An 18,791-nucleotide genomic window follows, 5' to 3' on the forward strand; every position below is an offset into this window, starting at 1 on the left:
TCTTGTAAAGAAATGGGGATTCGCAGGAAGGTTACCTCCAGGAAAAACTTCTTCTATGAATCGGCGTTGGCCCCAGTTCGGCAATCGCGCGGCGATGCGCCTCGGTCCCGTAACCTTTGTGCCGGGCAAAGCCATAATCGGGATAGATACCGTCGTAGACCGTCATCACGCGGTCACGAAGCACTTTGGCGACGACGGAAGCCGCGGAAATCTGCGGATAGATATCGTCGCCGCCGACGACCGCCTGCTGATAGACGTTCAGGCCGGGGATCTCCTGGTTGCCGTCGACGATCACGCCGTCGACGTCAAGCGGGAGCCTTTCGACCGCACGGCGCATCGCCCACAAAGTCGCCCGCAGGATGTTCAGCCGGTCGATCCGTTCGGCCGGCGCCGACGCGGCGCGCCAGACGACGTTCAGTTCGAGCATGCGCGCCAGTACTTTTTCGCGCCGCGGCGGCGTCATTTTTTTCGAGTCGCGGAGCCCCAGACCGACCAGTTCTTCCCGCTGCGCTTCCGTCAGCACGACCGCCGCCGCCACGACGGGACCGGCCAGAGGGCCTCGCCCCGCTTCGTCGACCCCTGCCAGAATCACTCGTCTTCATCCCCATCTTCCGGCGCCTGAAGTCTTTCGGCCGCCGGCATCGTCGGACTCTCCAGCGAAAGATTGCCCAGCTTCCCCGTGGAGAACGATTCGAGAAAACGCCGGCCGGCGAGCGTATAATCGACCATCCCGCCGCTGACGAGACAGCCCAATCGGCGTCCGACGGCTTCGAGAACGGCCGCCGTGTCTTCCGGGTCGGCGGGGACGCCCCACTTCTCTTCGATAAAATGCCAGAGCCCCTGCCGCTGCAGATAATCGATCAAAGAGCAGGCGACCGTGTCGTAGCCGCCGATCACGTCCGCCTTGGAACAGCCGAGCCAGGCCAGGGCCCTTTGGACGGCCGCGCCCGAGCGCGGATCGAGGATGCCGGGCGAATCGACGACCAGAAAATCGCCGCCGCGGTACCAGGAAACGCCGCGGGTGATGCCGGGGATGCCGCCGACCGGCGCGGATTTTTTGCCGATCAGCAAATTCAGCAGCGCCGATTTGCCCACGTTGGGGATCCCCACGACCGCGACCCGCAGCTCGCGATATTTGGGCTTGCAGCGCGTGAAGGCCTGCTTCAAAGGCGCGATCTGCCGTGACAGCAGATCGAACGCCCACGCCTCGCGCCTGTTATTTTTATAATGACCGAGCCATTGCGCCGTGATGTCCTTGTCCGCCAGATCCCGTTTGGTCATGACGATCCAGACGGGCCGGCGCCGCGCAAATTTTTTCGTCAGCGGCGACGCGGTCAGCTCGGGGGCGCGCGCGTCGCGGACCTCGACGATCACGTCGAGCTTGTCGAGAAGTTCTTCCAGCTGCCGGGTGCCCTTGGCCATGTGGCCGGGGAACCACGCCGTCCTGCCCGCCATTATTTTACCAGCCCGATCCTGCTCAGCGGCCAGTAGCGCAGGATCACGGGACCGCGGATATTCTGTTCGGGCACGTAGCCCCAATAACGGCTGTCGGCCGAGTTCGGACGGTTGTCGCCGAGCGCGATGTACGACTTTTCGGGCACGACGACCGGCGCATGATTGTACGTGTCGCGGAACGTCACGTAGGGTTCGTCGACTTTCCGGTCGTTGATCCAGACGACGCCGTTCCGTACCTCGAATTTATCGCCGGGCAGGGCGATCAGGCGCTTCACGTAATCGACGCCGGGATCTTTGGGATACTTGAAGACAAAGATGTCCCGCGGCGCGGAGAACGGAGCAGATATTCGAATTTGCAGACCAGAACGCGATCTCCCTCAAGGAGCGTGGGAAGCATCGAACCGCTGGGGATCCAAAAAGCCTGGATGACGAACGTCTTCAGAAGCAGGGCCAGGACGACCGCCCAGATCACGGTCTCCAACGTTTCGCGAAGCCACGCCGCGGGAATCATCTTTTCCCAAAGTCTCACGGCGGGAGCGATCAAATTCTCCCACCATTCCCTGATCACCATACCATTACCTCCAGACAGAAAGTTCTTCTTCAAAAGTAAACATCTTACCGAGAGCTTGTCCGCGTGAGCAAACCGCGCAGGGACAGCTTCAAAGACTCGCCGGTGTTTTTGCCGCCCGCTTCGCAGGCCGTGACGGTAAATGCCGGCGTGATCGTATGCGTCTGCCAGCGATACGTGAAATTCCGACGATCCACATTCAGACGCCAGCGCACCTGCACGTTCGCGCTGAACTTCTCTCCTGCCGCGCTGCCCGAATGTCTGCCGAGCCAGCGCAGCGTCATGAAATGCGGCGCGGACAAATCCGAGGGCATGTAAACGCTCAGATAAAAACTGCATCGCCAGCGGTCAGCCCGGGCTATGGCCGAATCGAGCCACTGCATCAGATCGTCCATGTCCCTCCTGGCCAGGTCCTGGACGGATTCGGTGCGCAGCGTATTGAAAAGTCCCGCCGAAAGCGTGAGGACGATCGCCATGCCGATCAAGACTTCCGCGAGAGAAAAAGCTTTCCGCCGCCGTCCCCGCGTCATTTTTCCCCAGCCGCTTCGCCCGAACCTCTATATTCCGGGACGATCTTCGCAAGAGACGACGCGATCTCAGGCTCCCCGAGAAGCGTTTCGATTTTGCCAAGCATCCCTGTGATCTCGGCGCGTCCTTCTTCAGAGATTTTCGCGCAGAAAATTTTCGAGTGCGAGGTCGCTTCCACGTGTTTCTCATCGTAAAAAAGTTCTTCAAAGAGCTTCTCGCCCGGACGAATGCCGGTATACGCGATCCTGACATCGCGGTCCGGCTCGTAACCGTTCAGACGAATCAGCGTCCGGGCGACTTCGGCGATATTGACGGGTTTTCCCATGTCCAGGACGTAAATCCGCCCAGGCGAACCGATGGCCGCCGTCTGCAGAACCAGCCCGGCTGCCTCCGGGATCAGCATGAAATAGCGGACCATCCGCGGATGAGTCACCGTTACGGGGCCGCCCGCCGCGATCTGGCGCTCGAACTTGGGAACAACGCTGCCGCGGCTGCCGAGAACGTTGCCGAAGCGTACCGCCATGTAAGCCGTCTGCGGATAATCCTTCTGCAGTTCCATCAAGGCCATCTCGGCGATCCGCTTGCTGGCCCCCATGACGCTGCTCGGGTTGACCGCCTTGTCCGTGGAAATCATCACAAAACGTTTCGTCTCGTATCTGCCGGCCATTCTGCCGAGAATCCACGTGCCGAGCGCGTTGGTACGGATCGCCTCGCGGGCGTTGCATTCCATCAGCGGCACATGTTTGTGGGCCGCCGCGTGAAAAACGATGTCCGGACGCCACCGAGAAAAAACTTCTTCCATCGCCCTTTCATCAGCGACGTCGGCAATCACCGGCACAAGTTCGGTCTGGCACGCCCTTTCCCGCAATTCCTCCAGCAGCGTGTAAATCGAGAACTCGCCGTGGCCGAGCAAAACCAGCGCCGCGGGCGCGTAAGGCAGAATCTGGCGGACGATTTCGCTGCCGATCGAGCCTCCCGCACCGGAAATCAAGACCGTCCGCCCGTGGAGAAGCTGACCGATCTGTTCGGCATCGAGGCTGACGGGCTCCCGGGGCAGCAGATCCTCGAGGCGGACCTTGCGCAATTTGTTCAGAGAGACCGTGCCGTCCGCAAGTTCCTGCAGCGAAGGCAGAATACGCACGGAACTCTTCAGGGACAGAAGTCCGTTCAGGAGATCGCGGACTCTGCAAGCCGGAGCGGAAGGCAGCGCCACCCAAACGTCGCTGATCCGCTCGGCCCCGACAATGCCGATCAGCTCGCGGAGCGTCCCAAGGACGGGAATGCCGGCGATCGTCTTTTTCAATTTGGCCGGATCGTCATCGAGAAAGCCGACGACGTTGAAGTCAGAATCATGTCGTTTCAGGTCGCGAGCCAAAAGCACGCCCGCCTCCCCGGCGCCGACGATCAGCGTTCTCCTCCGCGGATTCCCGTTGTGTTCCTGCAAGGTCAGCCGCCATGAGAGGCGCGACAGCGTCAGGAAGGCAAAACCGCAGAGGAACAGCATTCCCATAACGCTCCGCGGCACCACGAACGGGACGTCGGTCCCAACATACAGCCCGATCAGCACGGCGCAGGCCGGCAGATAGGCTTTCAGCAGGATCAGAAGTTCTTCGATGCTCGTCTGCAGCCAGTAGACCCGATAGACTCCGCCGGCATAAAACGAAAACATGACGGCCGCAACGTAAAGCGGCCCCGCCTCGAAGATCCCATAAGCCGCCGCATGTTCCAAAAAGATCGAGAATCTCAAGGCGTAACTCACGTACACCGCCAGGCTCAGCAGAAGCGCATCGACCAGGGCCACGCAGCCGTTCCGGGCACCCAGGCTGCGCCACGCCCCGACGATCTGAAGGCCAAAATTCTCCACTTCCGTTCCCCTCCTGAGCCGGCTCCTCTTAACGGTTTTTCTTCAAAATCCGGTTCTCGGCCCCATCGTCCTTAAGGAATAATAAGTCCGCTGCCCGACTTTTTGCCGCTCATGCGTTCGAGCCGCTGCAAATCGGCGGCAGAAGCCACGTCGAGACGAGGTTTCTTTTCCTCTTCCTCGATCATCGCCTTCACCTTCGCCTCGTAATCCTTCATGTTCTTCCGAATGGCCTCGGCATCGTTCTTGATCCAGACGATCATGTTGTCCGCGATCGATTTGAGCGCTGCATCGTCAGGCATCTCTTTGATGGCGCCAAGGTCGAGGAGCAGTTTGTGCTCGTCTTTCACCGACTGGACAAGGTCATCGTCCGTCAAAAGCCCCTTTTTATAAAGAGCGCGCGCCAGGATGTTGAACTTGCTCTTCATGTTTTCGTTGGCCACCGCCATGGCGTCCACGCGCGAAAGAAGCATGGACAGCACTTCATCGAGACTGATCTGCATCGCCATTTTTACCACATACCTTTCATGAAATTTATGCGTGTTTAAACGTTGAAACGGAATTCCACCACGTCGCCATCCTGCATGACATACTCTTTCCCTTCAAGACGGAGCAGCCCCTTGGCTTTCGCCTCGGCGATCGAGCCGCAGGCGATCAGATCGTCATAGCCGACGATCTGGGCGCGGATAAAACCGCGCTCGAAATCGCTGTGAATCGTGCCCGCCGCCTGCGGAGCCAAAGTTCCTCTGCGAATCGGCCAAGCGCGCGATTCCTTTTCTCCCGCCGTCAAGAACGAGATCAGCCCCAGCAGACGGTATCCCGCGGAAATCAGACGGTCCAGCCCGGCTTCCTTCAGCCCGAGAGCTTCGAGATACTCCGCCTTTTCAGCATCGGCAAGCTCGGCGATCTCCGCTTCGATCTGAGCGCATATCGTCACGAACTCCGCCCCTTCGGCCTTCGCATGGTCGCGGACCACCTGAGCGTACTCGTTCAACGCCGCCACGCCGATTTCATCCTCGGCGATATTGGCCACATAGAGCATCGGCTTGTCGGAAAGGAGATTCAGACCGCGAAGATACTGCTTTTCTTCATCGTTCAACGCAAGGGTGCGCACCAGTTTGCCGGCTTCGAGCGTTTCCTTCGCCCGACGCAGCAGTTCGAGGTTGGGTGCCAGCTTTTTGTCGGCTTTCGCCAGTTTCTCCAGTTTGGCGAGGTTCCGTTCCACCATTTCCAGGTCGGAAAGGATCAGCTCCAGTTCAATGGTCTCGATGTCGCGGGCCGGATTCACGGAGCCGTCCACGTGGACGATGTTGGGGTTCTCGAAGCAGCGCACCACCTGGACGATGGCGCTGGCCTCGCGGATATTGGCGAGAAATTTGTTCCCCAGCCCTTCTCCCTTGCTGGCGCCGCGCACAAGACCGGCAATGTCGTAAAATTCGACGACGGCGGGGGTGATTTTCACCGAGTGGAACATATCGGAAAGGACTTTGAGACGCGGATCGGGTACTTCCACCACGCCGACGTTGGGTTCGATCGTGCAGAAAGGATAGTTCGACGCGTCCGCCCCGGCGGCTGTGATGGCATTGAAAAGAGTGCTCTTGCCCACGTTCGGCAGACCTACAATACCTAATTTCAACGACGATCCCTCATTTCAAATTTGATGAAGATGAACAGGCAAACCGCAAAAAATCATACGCAAAGGATTTCCCGGAGTACGGCGCAGAGTTTCCCCGTGTCACATGCACTGAACATTTTACATCGGATTCTTATTATTTTCACTGCTGAAAATCGGCGAGGTAAATTTTCAGAGTAAATGCAACCTCGTCAAAGTAAATGCGACGGGGTTGCATTTACTTTGACAGGACAAAAGCAGCAAGCAGTCATTACGAACACATAATAACGATCAAGATTGCGCTAACGGAACAAATTCAAGGGGATGAAAAGCTGTTACGAGGAAATTGTCCGAAAAAAGTGCATACAAAAGTGATCCTCAACTGAAAGCAAAATTTTCAGTTCAGAGTTAATGCAATCAAGAAATTAAAAAGGAGCCGTTATTTACCGGCGATAGGTACGGCCTTCACGACATTTTTTATCCACCTTCATGTTATTTCTTTTTCCCTTTCTCTTCTTAAAACGGACAGCTCGGGGCAAGTCTATTTTCCGTGCCTCTAAAATACCCGAAAGCAGGAGCCGTCTGGCGGTACTTTCAGAACAGGGAACAGTATCTCGATTATTACGGATAATATGATAGAGAGACTGCCCCTGTTTGATGAGAGGAGAGAAAAAAGAATCAATATCTGCAAGCTCGGCATCGGAGATATTGAAGCCTTCACGAGCCTCATGCAAAGTTTTCTCGTAAGAGTCATTTGCAGATTTAGCAGAATAGATCCGTTTTTTTAAAGTGCAGCGGTGACGGTTGGGGCAGCCGTTACAGACATACGGAGGAACCGAAAGCTGCGGGCAGACCTCCTCCTTAAAGTCAGGACACATCGTATTACATCTTGAGCACCGGAAACACAGTGAACGGCATTTCGGAGAGGTGTTACAAAGGGAAGTAACGGAGCAGTCATACCGGTGAAGGCAGCAGTTTGCTGTCCGGCCATAACAGCCTTTGAAGACAGTCTCTGCATGTTTTCTGATCTCTCTGGAGATCGTACTCGGCGACTTCAGAACTGTTGAGGCAATACTTCTGAGAGATTCTCGCCGGTTGAGGGCGCTTTCAATGGCTTTTCTTTCAGCCAGAGTCAAATGTTTGTTCATGATGATGAACTCCTTTCCGAGATCTGTTGTCTCGTAAGAAAGGTCTTTCATCAATTCAGACTAAATGCAAGCTCCTTTTAATTCAGATTTAATGCAACGGGGTACCGGATGTTGCGTTGCATTTACCTTGAAGAATTTCACAGATTCGGCAAATCGCGCAACTTTTCAAATTGGCGCTTGACACTTCTTCACCGCAGGGCTATAATGCCCAATGTCTTAAACGGGACGTAGCGCAGCCTGGCTAGCGTACCTGAATGGGGTTCAGGTGGTCGGAGGTTCGAATCCTCTCGTCCCGACCAGAAATTTCCAGCGGATGCCTCCGGCATCCGCTTTTTTCATAATCCGGGATTCGACCATGACACACACTTTCAACAACAAAATCAGCCTTGGGCAGAATTTCCTCAACAATCCCGCAGTCGCGCGCCGCTGCCTCGAAGCGGGCGCGCTCAATCCCGCGGACGTCGTTCTCGAAGTCGGCCCGGGGCAGGGAGCGCTCACCCGGGAGCTTTTGCAAAGCTCCTGCCGCTTCGTGCACGCGCTGGAGATCGACCGGCGGCTCGCGCCGTGGCTGGAACCGCTCCGGACCAGGCACCCCGACCGTTTCAAGATTTCCTGGGGCGACGCGCTGTCCGTCGATTTAAGGCAGCTTTCCCCGCTTCCCACCAAGGTCCTGGCCAACATCCCCTACAACATCACGACCGACCTGATCTGGAAAATCCTCGCCGAGCTGGGGCCGAACCGCCTGGAACGGCTGATCCTTCTGGTGCAAAAAGAAGCCGCCGACCGCCTGAACGCGCCTCCGGCAACAAAAGGGCGGTCGCCGCTCGGGATCACGCTGGAACAGATGGGCGCGGTCAGGACGCTCATGAAAGTCTCGCCCGGCTCTTTCAATCCGCCGCCCAAAGTCTGGTCGGCGCTCATCTCAATCGCTCTTACAAAAAACTTCGACCTCGCCGCTTCCCCTCTGTGGCGGCGACTTCTGGCTGCGGCTTTTGCCCAGCGCCGCAAAAAGCTCGTCAACAATCTTGCGGCCGCCGGCTGCGACAAAAGCAGGCTCCCCGCAATTTTTGCGGCGGCCGGGATCGGCCTCGCGGCCAGGGCCGAAGAGCTGACCGCGCCCCAATGGCGCGCCCTTTTCCAGGAATTTGCAGCGGCCGAAAATTGAAGCCCGTACATACGAAGACGCGCGATGATCCGGGATCATCGCGCGTCCTGTTCGTTATCGGCTCCTTATTTTTCCGCGGACGGCCGCCGTTCGTTCAGCCAGGCTTCGATGGCGGCGACGAAGCGTTCGCCGTACTCCGCGGCCTTGCGCTCGCCGACGCCGGAAACTTCGAGGAATTCGTCGATGCTCCGCGGCATTTTTTCGCTCATGTCGGTCAGCGCGGCGTTCGTGAACACCATAAAGGCGGGCACGCCTTTGGCGCGGGCGATCTCGAAGCGCAGCGACTTGAGCCGCTCGTAAAGTTCCGGCTGAGAAGCGGATGTCATCTGCGCCTGCATGCGCTTCTTCTTTTCGCTGCGGGCGGCCCGGCTCTCGATCTGCGGCAGCGGCGCCGCGATATTTCTGCGGTCGCGCAGCACTTCCGCGGCCCGTTCGCCCAGGATCAGCCGCGGATACTGGCCCCCGGAACTGGCCAGATATTTTTCCTGCATCAAATAGAAGATAATGTCGCGCAGACGCCGCTCGGAAACGTCCGCCATGATGCCGTACGTCGTCAGCCCGTCGAGGCCGTTCTCGTGCAGTTTGGCCGCTTTGCTGCCGCGCAGCACGTCCATGATGACTTTGACGCCCCAGGCTTCATGGGCGCGCTTCACGCAGGAGAGGATCTTCTGCGCGTCGATCGTGACGTCGACCTGTTCGAGAACTCTCTGGCAGTTGCCGCAGTTGTCGCAGCGCGACGGCGGCTCTTCGCCGAAGTACTTCAGAATATAGGCGCGCAGACAGCCGGAAGTAAAGCAGTAATCGATCATGCCTTTCAGACGGAGTCGCGCCAATTCCTGCAGTTCGCTCTGGTTCCGGTCGCCCGGCGCGGAATTTTCGCCCATGTGTTCGATGAAGAAAAGCTGCGTGCGCACGTCCTGCGCGCCGTAGAGCAGGATGCACCGTGCCGGTTCGCCGTCGCGGCCGGCCCGACCCGCTTCCTGATAGTAACTTTCCATGTCGCCGGGCATGTTGTAGTGGACGACGTAGGAAACGTTCGACTTGTCGATGCCCATGCCGAAGGCGTTCGTCGCTACCATGACGCCGACGCGGTCGTTGATGAAGTCGTCCTGGCTGCGCGAGCGCTCGGCGTCGTCGAGCCCGGCGTGGTAGCGCGCGGCGGGAATGTTTCGGTCCCGAAGCATCTCGCATATTTCGTCCACGTTCTTCCGCGTGGCGCAGTACACAATCCCGCTGCGCCCGGAAAAGTCCTTGACGATGCGCAGCAGCTCCGCCCGGCGCTCGGACGGATGGCGCACTTCGTAAAAGAGATTCTTCCGGTCGAATCCCGTCACCACTTTGTACGGGCGTTCCAACCCCAGCAGGTCGACGACGTCTTCCCTGACTTCCGCCGTCGCCGTGGCCGTAAAGGCGCCGAGCACAGGACGTTTCGGCAGTTCGGAAATAAACGCCTTCACGTCCAGATAACTGGGTCGGAAATCCTGCCCCCATTTGGAGACGCAGTGCGCCTCGTCGACCGTCACGTAATCGAGCGGCGCGCTCCGCGCGAACTGCAGAAAGCCACCCGTCAGCAAACGCTCGGGAGCGACGTAGATGATCTTGTACTGCCCGGCAGCCGCCCGACCGAGGACGACGCGGATCTGCGCCGGCGTCAGCGAGCTGTTGATATAAGCGGCCTTGACTCCCATCTGTACGAGAGACATGACCTGGTCTTTCATCAGCGACACCAGCGGTGAGACGACCAGCGAGACGCCGCGCCCCAGAAGCGCCGGGATCTGGTAGCAGATGGACTTTCCCGCGCCGGTCGGCATCACGGCGAAAGTGTCCCGCCCGCCGATCAGCGCGTCGATCGTTTTTTCCTGGCCGGGGCGAAAGGAAGAGTAGCCAAAGTACCGTTTCAGGATTTTCAGCTTTTCGTCCACCGTTTTTCCGCCTCCGCTTCAAATGGTCTTCACGCCTATTCTACACCAGATATGAAAAAGGGGAGGCCCGTCGCGGGCCTCCCCTTTTCGCATTCAGTGCTGATCGTCTAAAACTCCCACGTCGCTTCCGGGGTTCGCCGCGCGCATCATCCTCTTGATCAGGTAGGCGCGGCTGATATAGCCTTCCATCACGCCGTCTTTGAGGACGGGAGCGACCTTGATGTGCCTGCGGATCATTTCCGCCGCGACGACGAAATCCGTCTCGTCAACATCGAAGGCGACGCAGCCGCGGTGCATGATGTCTTTCACCAGCTTTGCGCCGGCCGCGGCCAGACGCGCGGAGAACTGCCCGTAATCGGGAAGGAACGCCGAAGAGGGCAGCTTGGAGACATAATCCGGCAGCGCGGATTTGATGATGTCCTCTTCGCTGACGAAACCGAGGACATGACAATCCTCGTCGAGCACCGGGAGCCCTGTCATGTGATGCCGCAAAAGCGTTTCGATCGCTTCCGCCACGGTGTTCTCCTCGTGCAGCGCCGTGAGGTCGCGGTCCATCAACTCGCCGATTTTCACGATACTCAGCCCCTTTAACGATCGATTTTGAATGGTGTTCCCCGCACCATGATTCTACGACAATTTGCAGATCACGTACACCGCCGCGGAAGAAATGAACAGAGAGATCAACACGACGCGCAGACCGATCTTCATGAAATACCCGAAGGAAATGCCGACGTTGTTTTTCACGGCCAGATCGGCCATCACCGCATTGGCGGCCGCCCCCAGATAGCTGCCGTTGCCCCCGAGACAGGCGCCCAAAGCCAGCGCCCAGTACAGCGGCGTCGCCGGCATGCCGGTCGCCGAAGCGATTTCCGCGACGACGTAGACGAAGATCGCCGCAAAGGCCGCGCTGTTGATGAAGATGCAGGCAATGCCCGAGACCCAAAGGATCCCCAGCGCCATCAGCAGCGGCGAGTCGGAGAAAAGCGACGCGATGCCGTGCGCTATGGCGGTGATCACGCCGGTAGCGCGCAGCCCGCCGCCCATGACGAAAAGCGAGACGAAGTAAATGATCGTCGTCCAGCCCACTTCGTCGCGGATGATCGCCGCGTCGTCGATGCCGGTGATGATCAGAAGCACGGCCGCGGCCGTCAGGGCCGAAACCGAGGGCTCGACGTCGATCTGCTTCTGCAGCACGAACGCGGCCAGGACGAAGGAGATGACGATCAGCGCCTTGGTCATCAGCCGCCGGTCGGTGATCAGCTTCGACTCGTCGACCTGGTTCAGGCGGGCCGTCGCCTCGGCGTCCACGGCGCTCAGCTCGGCGCGGTAGCGGCGCTCCATATACAGCGTGACGGCCGCCCAGACACCCAGGGCGACAGGCGTCATCACTCTGATGAAGTCATTGAACGAGAGTCCGGCGATGGAGCCGATGATCATGTTGGGCGGATCGCCGATCAGCGTCCCCGTGCCGCCGATGGTCGAGGCAAAGCTCTCCACCATCAGAAACGGAAGCGGTTTGAGGCCGATCAGATCGCAGAGCGACAATACAACCGGCGTCACCAGCAGGATCGTCGTGACGTTGTCGAGAAACGCCGAAAGGATCACCGTGATGAACGAGATCGACCAGAGGATCAGGCGCCCCCGGCCGCCGGTCACCTTCACGGCCTTGACGGCGATATACTGGAACACGCCGCACTTCGACAGAATCCCCACGACGATCATCATGCCCACGAGCAGACCGACCGTGTTGTGGTCGATCGCCGCGACGATTTGATCGCCGGAAAGAAGGCCGCTCAGCGCCATCACCGAGGCGCCCAGCAGCGTGGCGGTCGTCGACTTCACCTTGCCGCTGGCGATCGCGGCGATGACGCCGACAAAGATGGATAGCGCCGCCCAAGCTCTGATGTCCATGTATCATGCCTCCTGAGCGAAATGATAATGCCAAGGCGTTTTTCCCCCTCGGCCGGTTTCGCCGCTCCGGGGAACATTACGTTTGGATTGCATAGCGCAGTATAGCTCAACCCCAAAAAAACGCAAGGCAAATAGCACATAAACAACACATTGCAAGTTACAAGCCAGCCCCTTGAATTCATCGTGCGTACGCAAACGCCCCGATGCGAACGGCAAAAGCGTACCGACAGTCATAAAAACAGAACGAGAACGGCTTCTTCGGCCATTCCCGTTCTTCGGAGCGATCAGCTTTTGAACCAGATCCTTTTCATCAGCGCATAGGAAAGAGGGAGCAAATAGAGGTACGCGGCATACGGAAGAGCCCGCGCCGGGACTCCCAGCATCGCCAGCGGCACGGAACAGGCGATACACCACGGGATCAGCCCCGCCGTCACCACCGTCGAGTTGGCAATGTCCTGCGCCAGCTCCGCGCGACTGAGCCCCGCGCGTTCATAAGGGCTTTTCATCATTTGAGTCGTCATCATGATGCCGATCGTCTGATTGCAGAAAATCCCGTTGGCAATAACGCCGACCAGCGTCAACGCGGCAAAAGGACTCGTTCGGCGCATAAAGCCGACAAGGCGCCCCTGAAGGCCGTCGAGCATGTGCGTGCCGTCGAAAATCCCCGAATAGGTCCCGGAAATAAACAGGACGGCGCACATGTCGAGCATGGAACTCAGCCCGCCGCCGTTGAACAGCGCCGCCGCAGAGCCGGGCTCGGCGGAGAACCCAAAGGCGGCATATCGAAGCGAACCGCTCCAGGAAGCGTGCTGAAAACACACCGTGCAGCCCCAGGCACACGCGATGCTGGCAAGAAACGCATAAAGCGGCCGCACTTTCAGCAGTGGCATCACAAACATGATGACCGCGGGAACGATCACCCACGGCGTCAAATTGAAACTCTTCTCCAACGACAGGATCATGCCGCTGTCGGCGCGTGGCATCGGGTAAGCCAGAGAAAGAAGATAATAGAACAGACACGAACACCCGACCGCCGTCAGAGACGTTTTCATCATCAGCCTGATATTGTCGTAAAGCTCGGTTCCCGTCAACGACGCGACAAGATTTGCGCAGGACGATACCGGCGAACAGCGATCGCCAAAGTAGATGCCGGACATGATGGCCCCTGCGGTGATCAGCTCGTTGGCCCCGCCGCCGCGGGCCAAAGCCATCAGGGCGACGCCGAGAGTGCCGGCGACGCCGAACGAGGTGCCGATCGCGTAGGACAATCCGCAGGAAAGCGCATAGGCGGCGAGGATAAACAACGAAGGCCTGATCAGGCGCATTCCCCACGTTACCAGGAAAGCGAAAGTCCCCGCCGAACGCCACAGCCCCGTCAACATGCCGATCAACAGCAAAACGCGAATGACGATCAGAGAATTCTTCGCGCCCGGCCATGACATTTTCAACAGGACGCCAAGACGGTACCCCCGATGCAGCCCCACGGCGACAAAAGCGAAATAGCCGACGGTCATCGCCCAGAACATGGGCAGACGACAGCCGAGCCCCACCGCCATCGCTCCTGCGAAAAAGACGAACGCTACGACAAGATCCATCCCAGCACCTCTGTAATAACGACTCGATCACTGAAGAGTTTGATTCTAAAAATTGCCACGGGGAGTGTCAACTGTTTTATACTTAAGCCCGCGCTTTTCTTAACGCCGCGCGGCGCTGCCGACATTCCGCCTCATGCAGCCCGCGGATCTATGATACAATATTATTCACATTTTACGGAACGACTTCAACGCCTCGTTCATCCCTTCACGACAATTCGGAGGCCCCTTCATGGATAAAGAACCGATTCCCCTGCTCCCCCGCTGGAGCACCCTGCTTTTCCTGCGCCGTTTTATCGCGCAGCCGGGACAGATCGGCAGCGTCGCGCCCAGTTCTCACTTTCTCGTTCAGGAGATGCTCAAACTCACGGACTGGGCCGCAGTGACCGACGTTGCTGAACTCGGCGCCGGCACCGGAGTTGTCACGGAAGCGCTCCTCAGGAAAATCTCTCCCGATGCCTGTCTTTCCGTCTTCGAACTGGACCGGAAACTGCGCGAAAAAATCGAAAACAGATTTAAGATCGCCGTGTTCCCAGATGCCTGCGACCTCGCGCAGGTCATCAGGCCACGTTCGCTGGACGTGATCATTTCCAGCCTTCCCTGGACAACGCTCCCAAGAGAAGTTTCCGGCAAAATCCTCCAGGGCGTGGTGACATGCTTAAAACCCAGCGGCCAATTCATCGCCTATCAATATTCCCGACAAATGCACCGTCTTTTCTGTCATCTTTTCGAATCGGTCAGAATCTCGTTCGTGCTCCGCAACATCCCGCCGGCGTTCGTCTACGATTGCCACACGCCGCAAAACCGCGCCGAGGAAAAGGCGGCGCTTTTTTTCGCGCACAGGCTCAGTGAACGCCATAATCTTTCGCAATGACCGCTCCTGCCCGACGGTGCGGTGCTCTGCCATTTTGTGCGCTCGCCTTGCTCCCGCCGCGCACAATTCAAAAAATCGTTTCTCTGGCCGGACGAATGCCTCGCATTCGCCCGGCTTTTCTGAGCCGAGACAGAACGGACGCTTCGAAATTCCTCCTGAGATCATTCACGTGCGCCGCTCAAAGATATATTAAAGGCTTTATAAATATTTATCGTCGCAAAGCAAAAAGCTGGATAATATATAGTTATTTTTCATCTAAAATCAGCAAACATCAATAATTACAGTGACAGTCAATATTCATAACTTATGAGCAAGACATGTATACACATAAACGCACTGGACTCACCAGGAAAGAGTGTTAAAATAAAATTGTGATTGATGTAGCATGTGTTCGGTTTGAAGCGGTATTTTACCGCTAAATCTCAGGAGGTGTTTTGCTATGGCTTTGGTAAAACGTAAGTCTGACAATGTACTCCTTCGCACGGCACTCGAGAACTTCTACGGCGCAGCTGAGGAAATGGGGCTTGACGAGGGGATCACCGACATCCTCGCCCATTCCGAGCGCAAGACCTGCGTCTCCGTCCCCGTTGAAATGGACGACGGTTCCATCAAGGTCTTCGAAGGTTTCCGCGTCGCTCACAACAGCGCCGTCGGCCCCGCCAAGGGCGGCGTGCGTTTCCATCAGGACGTGTGCCTTGACGAGTGCGAAGCTCTCGCTTTCATGATGACGTGGAAGTGTTCGCTGGCCGGCATCCCTTACGGCGGCGGCAAGGGCGGCGTGCGCGTCGACGCGCTGAAGCTCTCCAAGAAGGAGCTCGAGCGCCTGAGCCGCACCTATGCGGCCCGCATCGAACCGGTCGTCGGCGCCTGGACGGACGTTCCCGCGCCCGACGTGAACACCAACGGTCAGGTCATGACCTGGTTCATGGACACCATCAGCCGCATGCGCGGTCGTCTCGAACCGGCGATCTTCACCGGCAAGCCCATTCCCCTCTGGGGTTCCAAAGGCCGCAACGCGGCCACCGGCCTTGGCGTCGCCACCTGCGCCATCGAATTCATGAAGGCCCTCGGCAAGGACATCAAGGGCATGAAGTGCGCCGTGATGGGATTCGGCAACGTCGGGTCCTTCGCCGCCAAGACCCTCGCCGAAGCCGGCGCCAAGGTCGTCGCCATCAGCGACATCACCGGCGTTTACTACAATGAGAACGGCATCGACATCGCCAAGGCGTTCAAACTGATCGCTTCCAACCCCAAGAAACTCCTGACGGGTCTTGACAAGGAACCGGGCGTCACGATGATCAATTCCATCCAGACGTGCGATTGCGACATCTTCCTGCCCTGCGCGCTGGAAGGCGTCATCACCGAGAAGAACGCCGGCGACATCAAGGCCAAGTACATCGTCGAAGGCGCGAACGGCCCCACCACGCCCGAAGGCGACAAGATCCTCGATCAGAAAGGCATCCTCGTCGTTCCCGACTTCCTCGCCAACTCCGGCGGCGTGATCGGATCCTACTTCGAGTGGTGCCAGGATCTCGGCGGTTTCTTCTGGTCCGAAGAGGACTACAACAACCGTCTGCTAAGCATCATGAAGGACAATTTCAAGAAGGTCTGGGACTACGCTCAGACGCACAACGTGAAGATGCGCCGCGCGGCGTTCCTGGCCGCCATCAAACGCGTCGCCGACGCCACGGAAATGCGCGGAGTGTATCTCTAGGTTTTACGGTTCCTCCGTCGTGAGTTATCACTATACCGAAGCAACAAAAAAGGACTGCTGAAAAGCAGTCCTTTTTTGTTGCTTATCATTGCCTCAGCGCTTCAAGAAAAGCGTCTTCACGTCGATCTCCTTGTCGATCATGCCGTTGTCGAGCAGAAACTGTTCCGTTTTCTTCAGGTCTTCGACGTCTTTTTCGGAGACGTCCATGGCGAAATCGTACATGGGGAACATTTCCTCCACGGCTTCCACGCTCAGGCCGGTCGCCTCGGCCGTCATCTTCATGGCTTCATCGTGATTTTCGGCGATGAACTGCAGGACCGAGCGCTGCGCCCTCTCGAACGTTTCGACCAACTCTTTGTTCTCGTCGTAGAATTTCTGGCTGGTGGCCGTGGCGATGAGTGCCGCGATCAGTCCGTCGCCGTCGGTGATCAGATGTTTGCCCGACTTCATGCAGTTGTAGGCGCTGGGGCCGGCCTGCAGCGCCGCGTCGATCGTGCCGCCTTCGAGGGCGGCCAGCGCCGCGGGGATCCCCATGTTGACGAATTTGACGTCGTCGATGGTCAGGCCGCCGGTTTTGAGGTATGCGACCAGCAATTCATGCAAATTGGTGCCTTTGGGACCGGCGACGGTCTTGCCCTTCAGCGCCGCCGGCGAATCGATGGCCGCGTCGTTGGAGAACAGCATGAACGCCTTGGGCGAACGGCTGTACATGCTGATGATCTTGACGTCGGCGCCGTTGGCCGCCGCCAGGATGACCGAGGTGCCGCCGACGGCGTTGAGGATCTGCAGGTCGCCGGAAGCGAGGGCCGCCGTCTGCTGCGGTCCGGCGGTCAGGTTGGCGTAGTTCACCGGCAGGCCCAGTTCTTTGAAGTACGAGGCAAAGCTGCCCCGCGCTTTCTCGACGATGGAAGGCACGTTCAGCGGCGACTGCACGTAGGTGAAGTTCATCGACTCGACCGTGCGGGCTAAACTCGCCGTCCTCAAGCCGCCGACATTCAGCGCCAACGAACAGATCCCGATGAACGCAAGACGCTTCGCCACAGAAAACAATCCCATGGAAACTCCTCCTTAAAAATATAATTTAAACTGTGATTGCACAAATTTCGACTGCGCTTAGGTGTGCGATGCCCATACAGGATTTTCGCTCACAAAGGTAAAAATTGCAACAGCGCCAACGAACGATTCCCCTTCGCCCTTTTTCGGTTTTCCGGTCATTTTTATCTGTTGGATCTCACTTGGAATCACTGACTATCTGCGCTATAATGTTTACGTTCCATCTGGCGTCTCATCTCAATCATTTCAGAAAGGATGTTTCGGTGATGAAAAAGTTTGCTGCACTCGTTCTGTTGTTGGGCCTGACGGCTCTGCCCGCAAGCGCGGCGGAGATCAACGCCTACTCGATCATGCCGGAGAAGTACGTTTCCAAGGTGACTCAGGCGTTCGAGCAGGAGACGGGGATCCACGTCAATTTCCTGCGTCTGTCTTCCGGCGAGGCCAAGACGCGCCTCGAAGCCGAGAAGAACAATCCTCAGGTCGACGTGCTGATCGGCGGACCGGCCGATACCTATGAAGCGATCGTCACGCAGGGCGTCTTCGAGAAATACCTGCCTCAGGGCGTCGAGGCGATCCCGGCCAAGTTCCGCAGCGCGGACGGCTACTGGACGGGCATCGGCATCATCCCGCTGTGCTTCCTGACGAACGAGGATTTCCTCAAGAAGAACGAGATGCAGGCTCCCGCAACCTGGAACGATCTGCTCGATCCCAGATACAAGAACGGTCTGCAGATGGCCGACGCCCGCACGTCCGGCACGGCGACGGAGCGTATTTTCTCGCTGGTGAAGATCATGGGCGAAGACGAAGCTTTCAAGTATCAGAAGAAGCTGCACGCCAACATCCAGATGTACACGAAGAGCGGCGCGGGCGGCGCCATGCCGATCGCGACCGGTCAGTGCGCTTCCGGCATTTTCTACATCGTCGACGCGCTCGACATCCAGCAGCAGGGCTACCCCGTGGTGATCAGCTATCCCAAGGACGGCGTGTCCTACGGCATCGAAGGCTGCGGCGTCGTGCACGGAGCCAAGAACCTCGAGGACGCCAAGAAGTTCGCCGACTGGATGGTCAGCAAGAGCTTTGCCGATTTCATCGTCGCCAACAAGATCAACTACGTTCCCACCCGCACCGACGTCACAACCGACAACCCTCTGCTCAATCTGAACGCGATCAACCTTGTCGAGACCGACGTGGCATGGAAGGGCGCCAAGCGCGACGAGTTCGTGGAGCGCTGGAAGAACGAGGTCATCAAGTAGCGCGGCAATTTATCCGGGGCTCCTCGCGGAGCCCCTTTTTTTGACGGTCCGGCAGGCTGCCGCTCCATCGGACGCAGCCCGTACGTGATATTTCGACTGAAGCAGGTGAAAAACTTTGACGCACAGTCTTTCTAC

At 58.0% G+C, this 18,791-nt stretch carries 16 protein-coding genes, 1 tRNA gene and 1 pseudogene; 5 read left to right on the forward strand and 13 right to left on the reverse strand.

Going from position 1 to position 18,791, the window contains the following annotated elements:
- Positions 1-31: 31 nt before the first annotated feature.
- The 8 genes and pseudogenes from RAH42_RS05815 to RAH42_RS05850 form a co-directional block, all read right to left on the reverse strand.
- Complete coding sequence (locus RAH42_RS05815; protein ID WP_078016735.1) at positions 32-592, reverse strand: ribonuclease HII; 561 nt, start codon at positions 590-592, stop codon at positions 32-34.
- Positions 589-1,455, reverse strand: a complete 867-nt coding sequence (locus tag RAH42_RS05820; protein ID WP_078016734.1) for a GTPase — start codon at positions 1,453-1,455, stop codon at positions 589-591. The genes RAH42_RS05815 and RAH42_RS05820 overlap by 4 nt, the downstream gene beginning before the upstream one ends.
- Positions 1,455-1,966 (reverse strand): annotated as a pseudogene (gene lepB / locus RAH42_RS05825) (signal peptidase I). Before lepB ends, RAH42_RS05820 begins: the two are co-directional and overlap by 1 nt.
- A gap of 104 nt (positions 1,967-2,070) precedes the next feature.
- On the reverse strand, positions 2,071-2,553 hold the full coding sequence (locus RAH42_RS05830) for a prepilin-type N-terminal cleavage/methylation domain-containing protein (RefSeq protein WP_078016732.1): 483 nt from the start codon (positions 2,551-2,553) through the stop codon (positions 2,071-2,073).
- Entirely contained in the window at positions 2,550-4,415 is a 1,866-nt protein-coding gene (locus RAH42_RS05835) for a nucleoside-diphosphate sugar epimerase/dehydratase (protein WP_143521813.1), read from the reverse strand. The genes RAH42_RS05830 and RAH42_RS05835 overlap by 4 nt, the downstream gene beginning before the upstream one ends.
- 71 nt (positions 4,416-4,486) lie before the next feature.
- Positions 4,487-4,921 carry a hypothetical protein gene (locus tag RAH42_RS05840; protein ID WP_078016731.1) on the reverse strand — a complete coding sequence of 145 codons (435 nt, stop codon included), beginning with the start codon at positions 4,919-4,921 and terminating at the stop codon, positions 4,487-4,489.
- A 35-nt stretch (positions 4,922-4,956) separates the two neighbouring features.
- Complete coding sequence (ychF, locus tag RAH42_RS05845; RefSeq protein ID WP_078016730.1) at positions 4,957-6,048, reverse strand: redox-regulated ATPase YchF; 1,092 nt, start codon at positions 6,046-6,048, stop codon at positions 4,957-4,959.
- Between the two features lie 419 nt (positions 6,049-6,467).
- Positions 6,468-6,902, reverse strand: coding sequence for a hypothetical protein (locus RAH42_RS05850; protein WP_317540162.1), 435 nt, complete (start codon positions 6,900-6,902; stop codon positions 6,468-6,470).
- Positions 6,903-7,393: 491 nt separating this feature from the next.
- On the opposite strand from RAH42_RS05850, the gene RAH42_RS05855 reads away from it, so the two are divergent.
- Positions 7,394-7,471 (forward strand) — tRNA-Pro (locus RAH42_RS05855).
- 56 nt (positions 7,472-7,527) lie between these two features.
- Positions 7,528-8,337, forward strand: coding sequence for a 16S rRNA (adenine(1518)-N(6)/adenine(1519)-N(6))-dimethyltransferase RsmA (rsmA, locus tag RAH42_RS05860; RefSeq protein WP_078017074.1), 810 nt, complete (start codon positions 7,528-7,530; stop codon positions 8,335-8,337).
- Positions 8,338-8,402: 65 nt separating this feature from the next.
- Here rsmA and recQ read toward each other — a convergent pair whose 3' ends face one another.
- The 4 genes from recQ to RAH42_RS05880 all read right to left on the reverse strand — a co-directional run bounded on the left by recQ (position 8,403) and on the right by RAH42_RS05880 (position 13,765).
- The gene (gene recQ, locus RAH42_RS05865) at positions 8,403-10,259 is read right to left on the reverse strand and encodes a DNA helicase RecQ (RefSeq protein ID WP_078017075.1); all 1,857 of its coding nucleotides are present in this window, start codon (positions 10,257-10,259) and stop codon (positions 8,403-8,405) included.
- A 93-nt stretch (positions 10,260-10,352) separates the two neighbouring features.
- Positions 10,353-10,832 carry a CBS domain-containing protein gene (locus RAH42_RS05870; protein ID WP_078017076.1) on the reverse strand — a complete coding sequence of 160 codons (480 nt, stop codon included), beginning with the start codon at positions 10,830-10,832 and terminating at the stop codon, positions 10,353-10,355.
- A 54-nt stretch (positions 10,833-10,886) separates the two neighbouring features.
- Positions 10,887-12,170: an ArsB/NhaD family transporter gene (locus tag RAH42_RS05875; RefSeq protein ID WP_078017077.1), complete on the reverse strand. Its 1,284-nt coding sequence runs from the start codon at positions 12,168-12,170 to the stop codon at positions 10,887-10,889.
- Between the two features lie 284 nt (positions 12,171-12,454).
- Positions 12,455-13,765, reverse strand: coding sequence for a Na+/H+ antiporter NhaC family protein (locus RAH42_RS05880; protein ID WP_078017078.1), 1,311 nt, complete (start codon positions 13,763-13,765; stop codon positions 12,455-12,457).
- A gap of 229 nt (positions 13,766-13,994) precedes the next feature.
- On the opposite strand from RAH42_RS05880, the gene RAH42_RS05885 reads away from it, so the two are divergent.
- Positions 13,995-14,636, forward strand: coding sequence for a methyltransferase type 11 (locus RAH42_RS05885; protein ID WP_078017079.1), 642 nt, complete (start codon positions 13,995-13,997; stop codon positions 14,634-14,636).
- A gap of 439 nt (positions 14,637-15,075) precedes the next feature.
- The gene (locus RAH42_RS05890; RefSeq protein ID WP_317540163.1) at positions 15,076-16,350 is read left to right on the forward strand and encodes a Glu/Leu/Phe/Val dehydrogenase; all 1,275 of its coding nucleotides are present in this window, start codon (positions 15,076-15,078) and stop codon (positions 16,348-16,350) included.
- Positions 16,351-16,443: 93 nt separating this feature from the next.
- Here RAH42_RS05890 and RAH42_RS05895 read toward each other — a convergent pair whose 3' ends face one another.
- Positions 16,444-17,406, reverse strand: coding sequence for an NrtA/SsuA/CpmA family ABC transporter substrate-binding protein (locus tag RAH42_RS05895; protein WP_120372971.1), 963 nt, complete (start codon positions 17,404-17,406; stop codon positions 16,444-16,446).
- A gap of 263 nt (positions 17,407-17,669) precedes the next feature.
- On the opposite strand from RAH42_RS05895, the gene RAH42_RS05900 reads away from it, so the two are divergent.
- Positions 17,670-18,656: an ABC transporter substrate-binding protein gene (locus RAH42_RS05900; protein ID WP_317540164.1), complete on the forward strand. Its 987-nt coding sequence runs from the start codon at positions 17,670-17,672 to the stop codon at positions 18,654-18,656.
- Positions 18,657-18,791: the final 135 nt, after the last annotated feature.

Origin of the sequence: Pyramidobacter sp. YE332 (assembly GCF_033060595.1) — a bacterium.
GTDB lineage: Bacteria > Synergistota > Synergistia > Synergistales > Dethiosulfovibrionaceae > Pyramidobacter.

What these genes read in the sequence shown, in the direction of transcription:
- RAH42_RS05885 (WP_078017079.1), top strand. Translation starts at nt 13,995, where the DNA reads ATGGATAAAGAACCGATTCCCCTGCTCCCCCGCTGGAGCACCCTGCTT.
- RAH42_RS05895 (WP_120372971.1), bottom strand. Translation starts at nt 17,406, where the DNA reads ATGGGATTGTTTTCTGTGGCGAAGCGTCTTGCGTTCATCGGGATCTGT.
- RAH42_RS05840 (WP_078016731.1), bottom strand. Translation starts at nt 4,921, where the DNA reads ATGGCGATGCAGATCAGTCTCGATGAAGTGCTGTCCATGCTTCTTTCG.
- RAH42_RS05890 (WP_317540163.1), top strand. Translation starts at nt 15,076, where the DNA reads ATGGCTTTGGTAAAACGTAAGTCTGACAATGTACTCCTTCGCACGGCA.
- RAH42_RS05830 (WP_078016732.1), bottom strand. Translation starts at nt 2,553, where the DNA reads ATGACGCGGGGACGGCGGCGGAAAGCTTTTTCTCTCGCGGAAGTCTTG.
- RAH42_RS05820 (WP_078016734.1), bottom strand. Translation starts at nt 1,455, where the DNA reads ATGGCGGGCAGGACGGCGTGGTTCCCCGGCCACATGGCCAAGGGCACC.
- rsmA (WP_078017074.1), top strand. Translation starts at nt 7,528, where the DNA reads ATGACACACACTTTCAACAACAAAATCAGCCTTGGGCAGAATTTCCTC.
- RAH42_RS05875 (WP_078017077.1), bottom strand. Translation starts at nt 12,170, where the DNA reads ATGGACATCAGAGCTTGGGCGGCGCTATCCATCTTTGTCGGCGTCATC.
- RAH42_RS05850 (WP_317540162.1), bottom strand. Translation starts at nt 6,902, where the DNA reads ATGTGTCCTGACTTTAAGGAGGAGGTCTGCCCGCAGCTTTCGGTTCCT.
- RAH42_RS05880 (WP_078017078.1), bottom strand. Translation starts at nt 13,765, where the DNA reads ATGGATCTTGTCGTAGCGTTCGTCTTTTTCGCAGGAGCGATGGCGGTG.
- RAH42_RS05900 (WP_317540164.1), top strand. Translation starts at nt 17,670, where the DNA reads ATGAAAAAGTTTGCTGCACTCGTTCTGTTGTTGGGCCTGACGGCTCTG.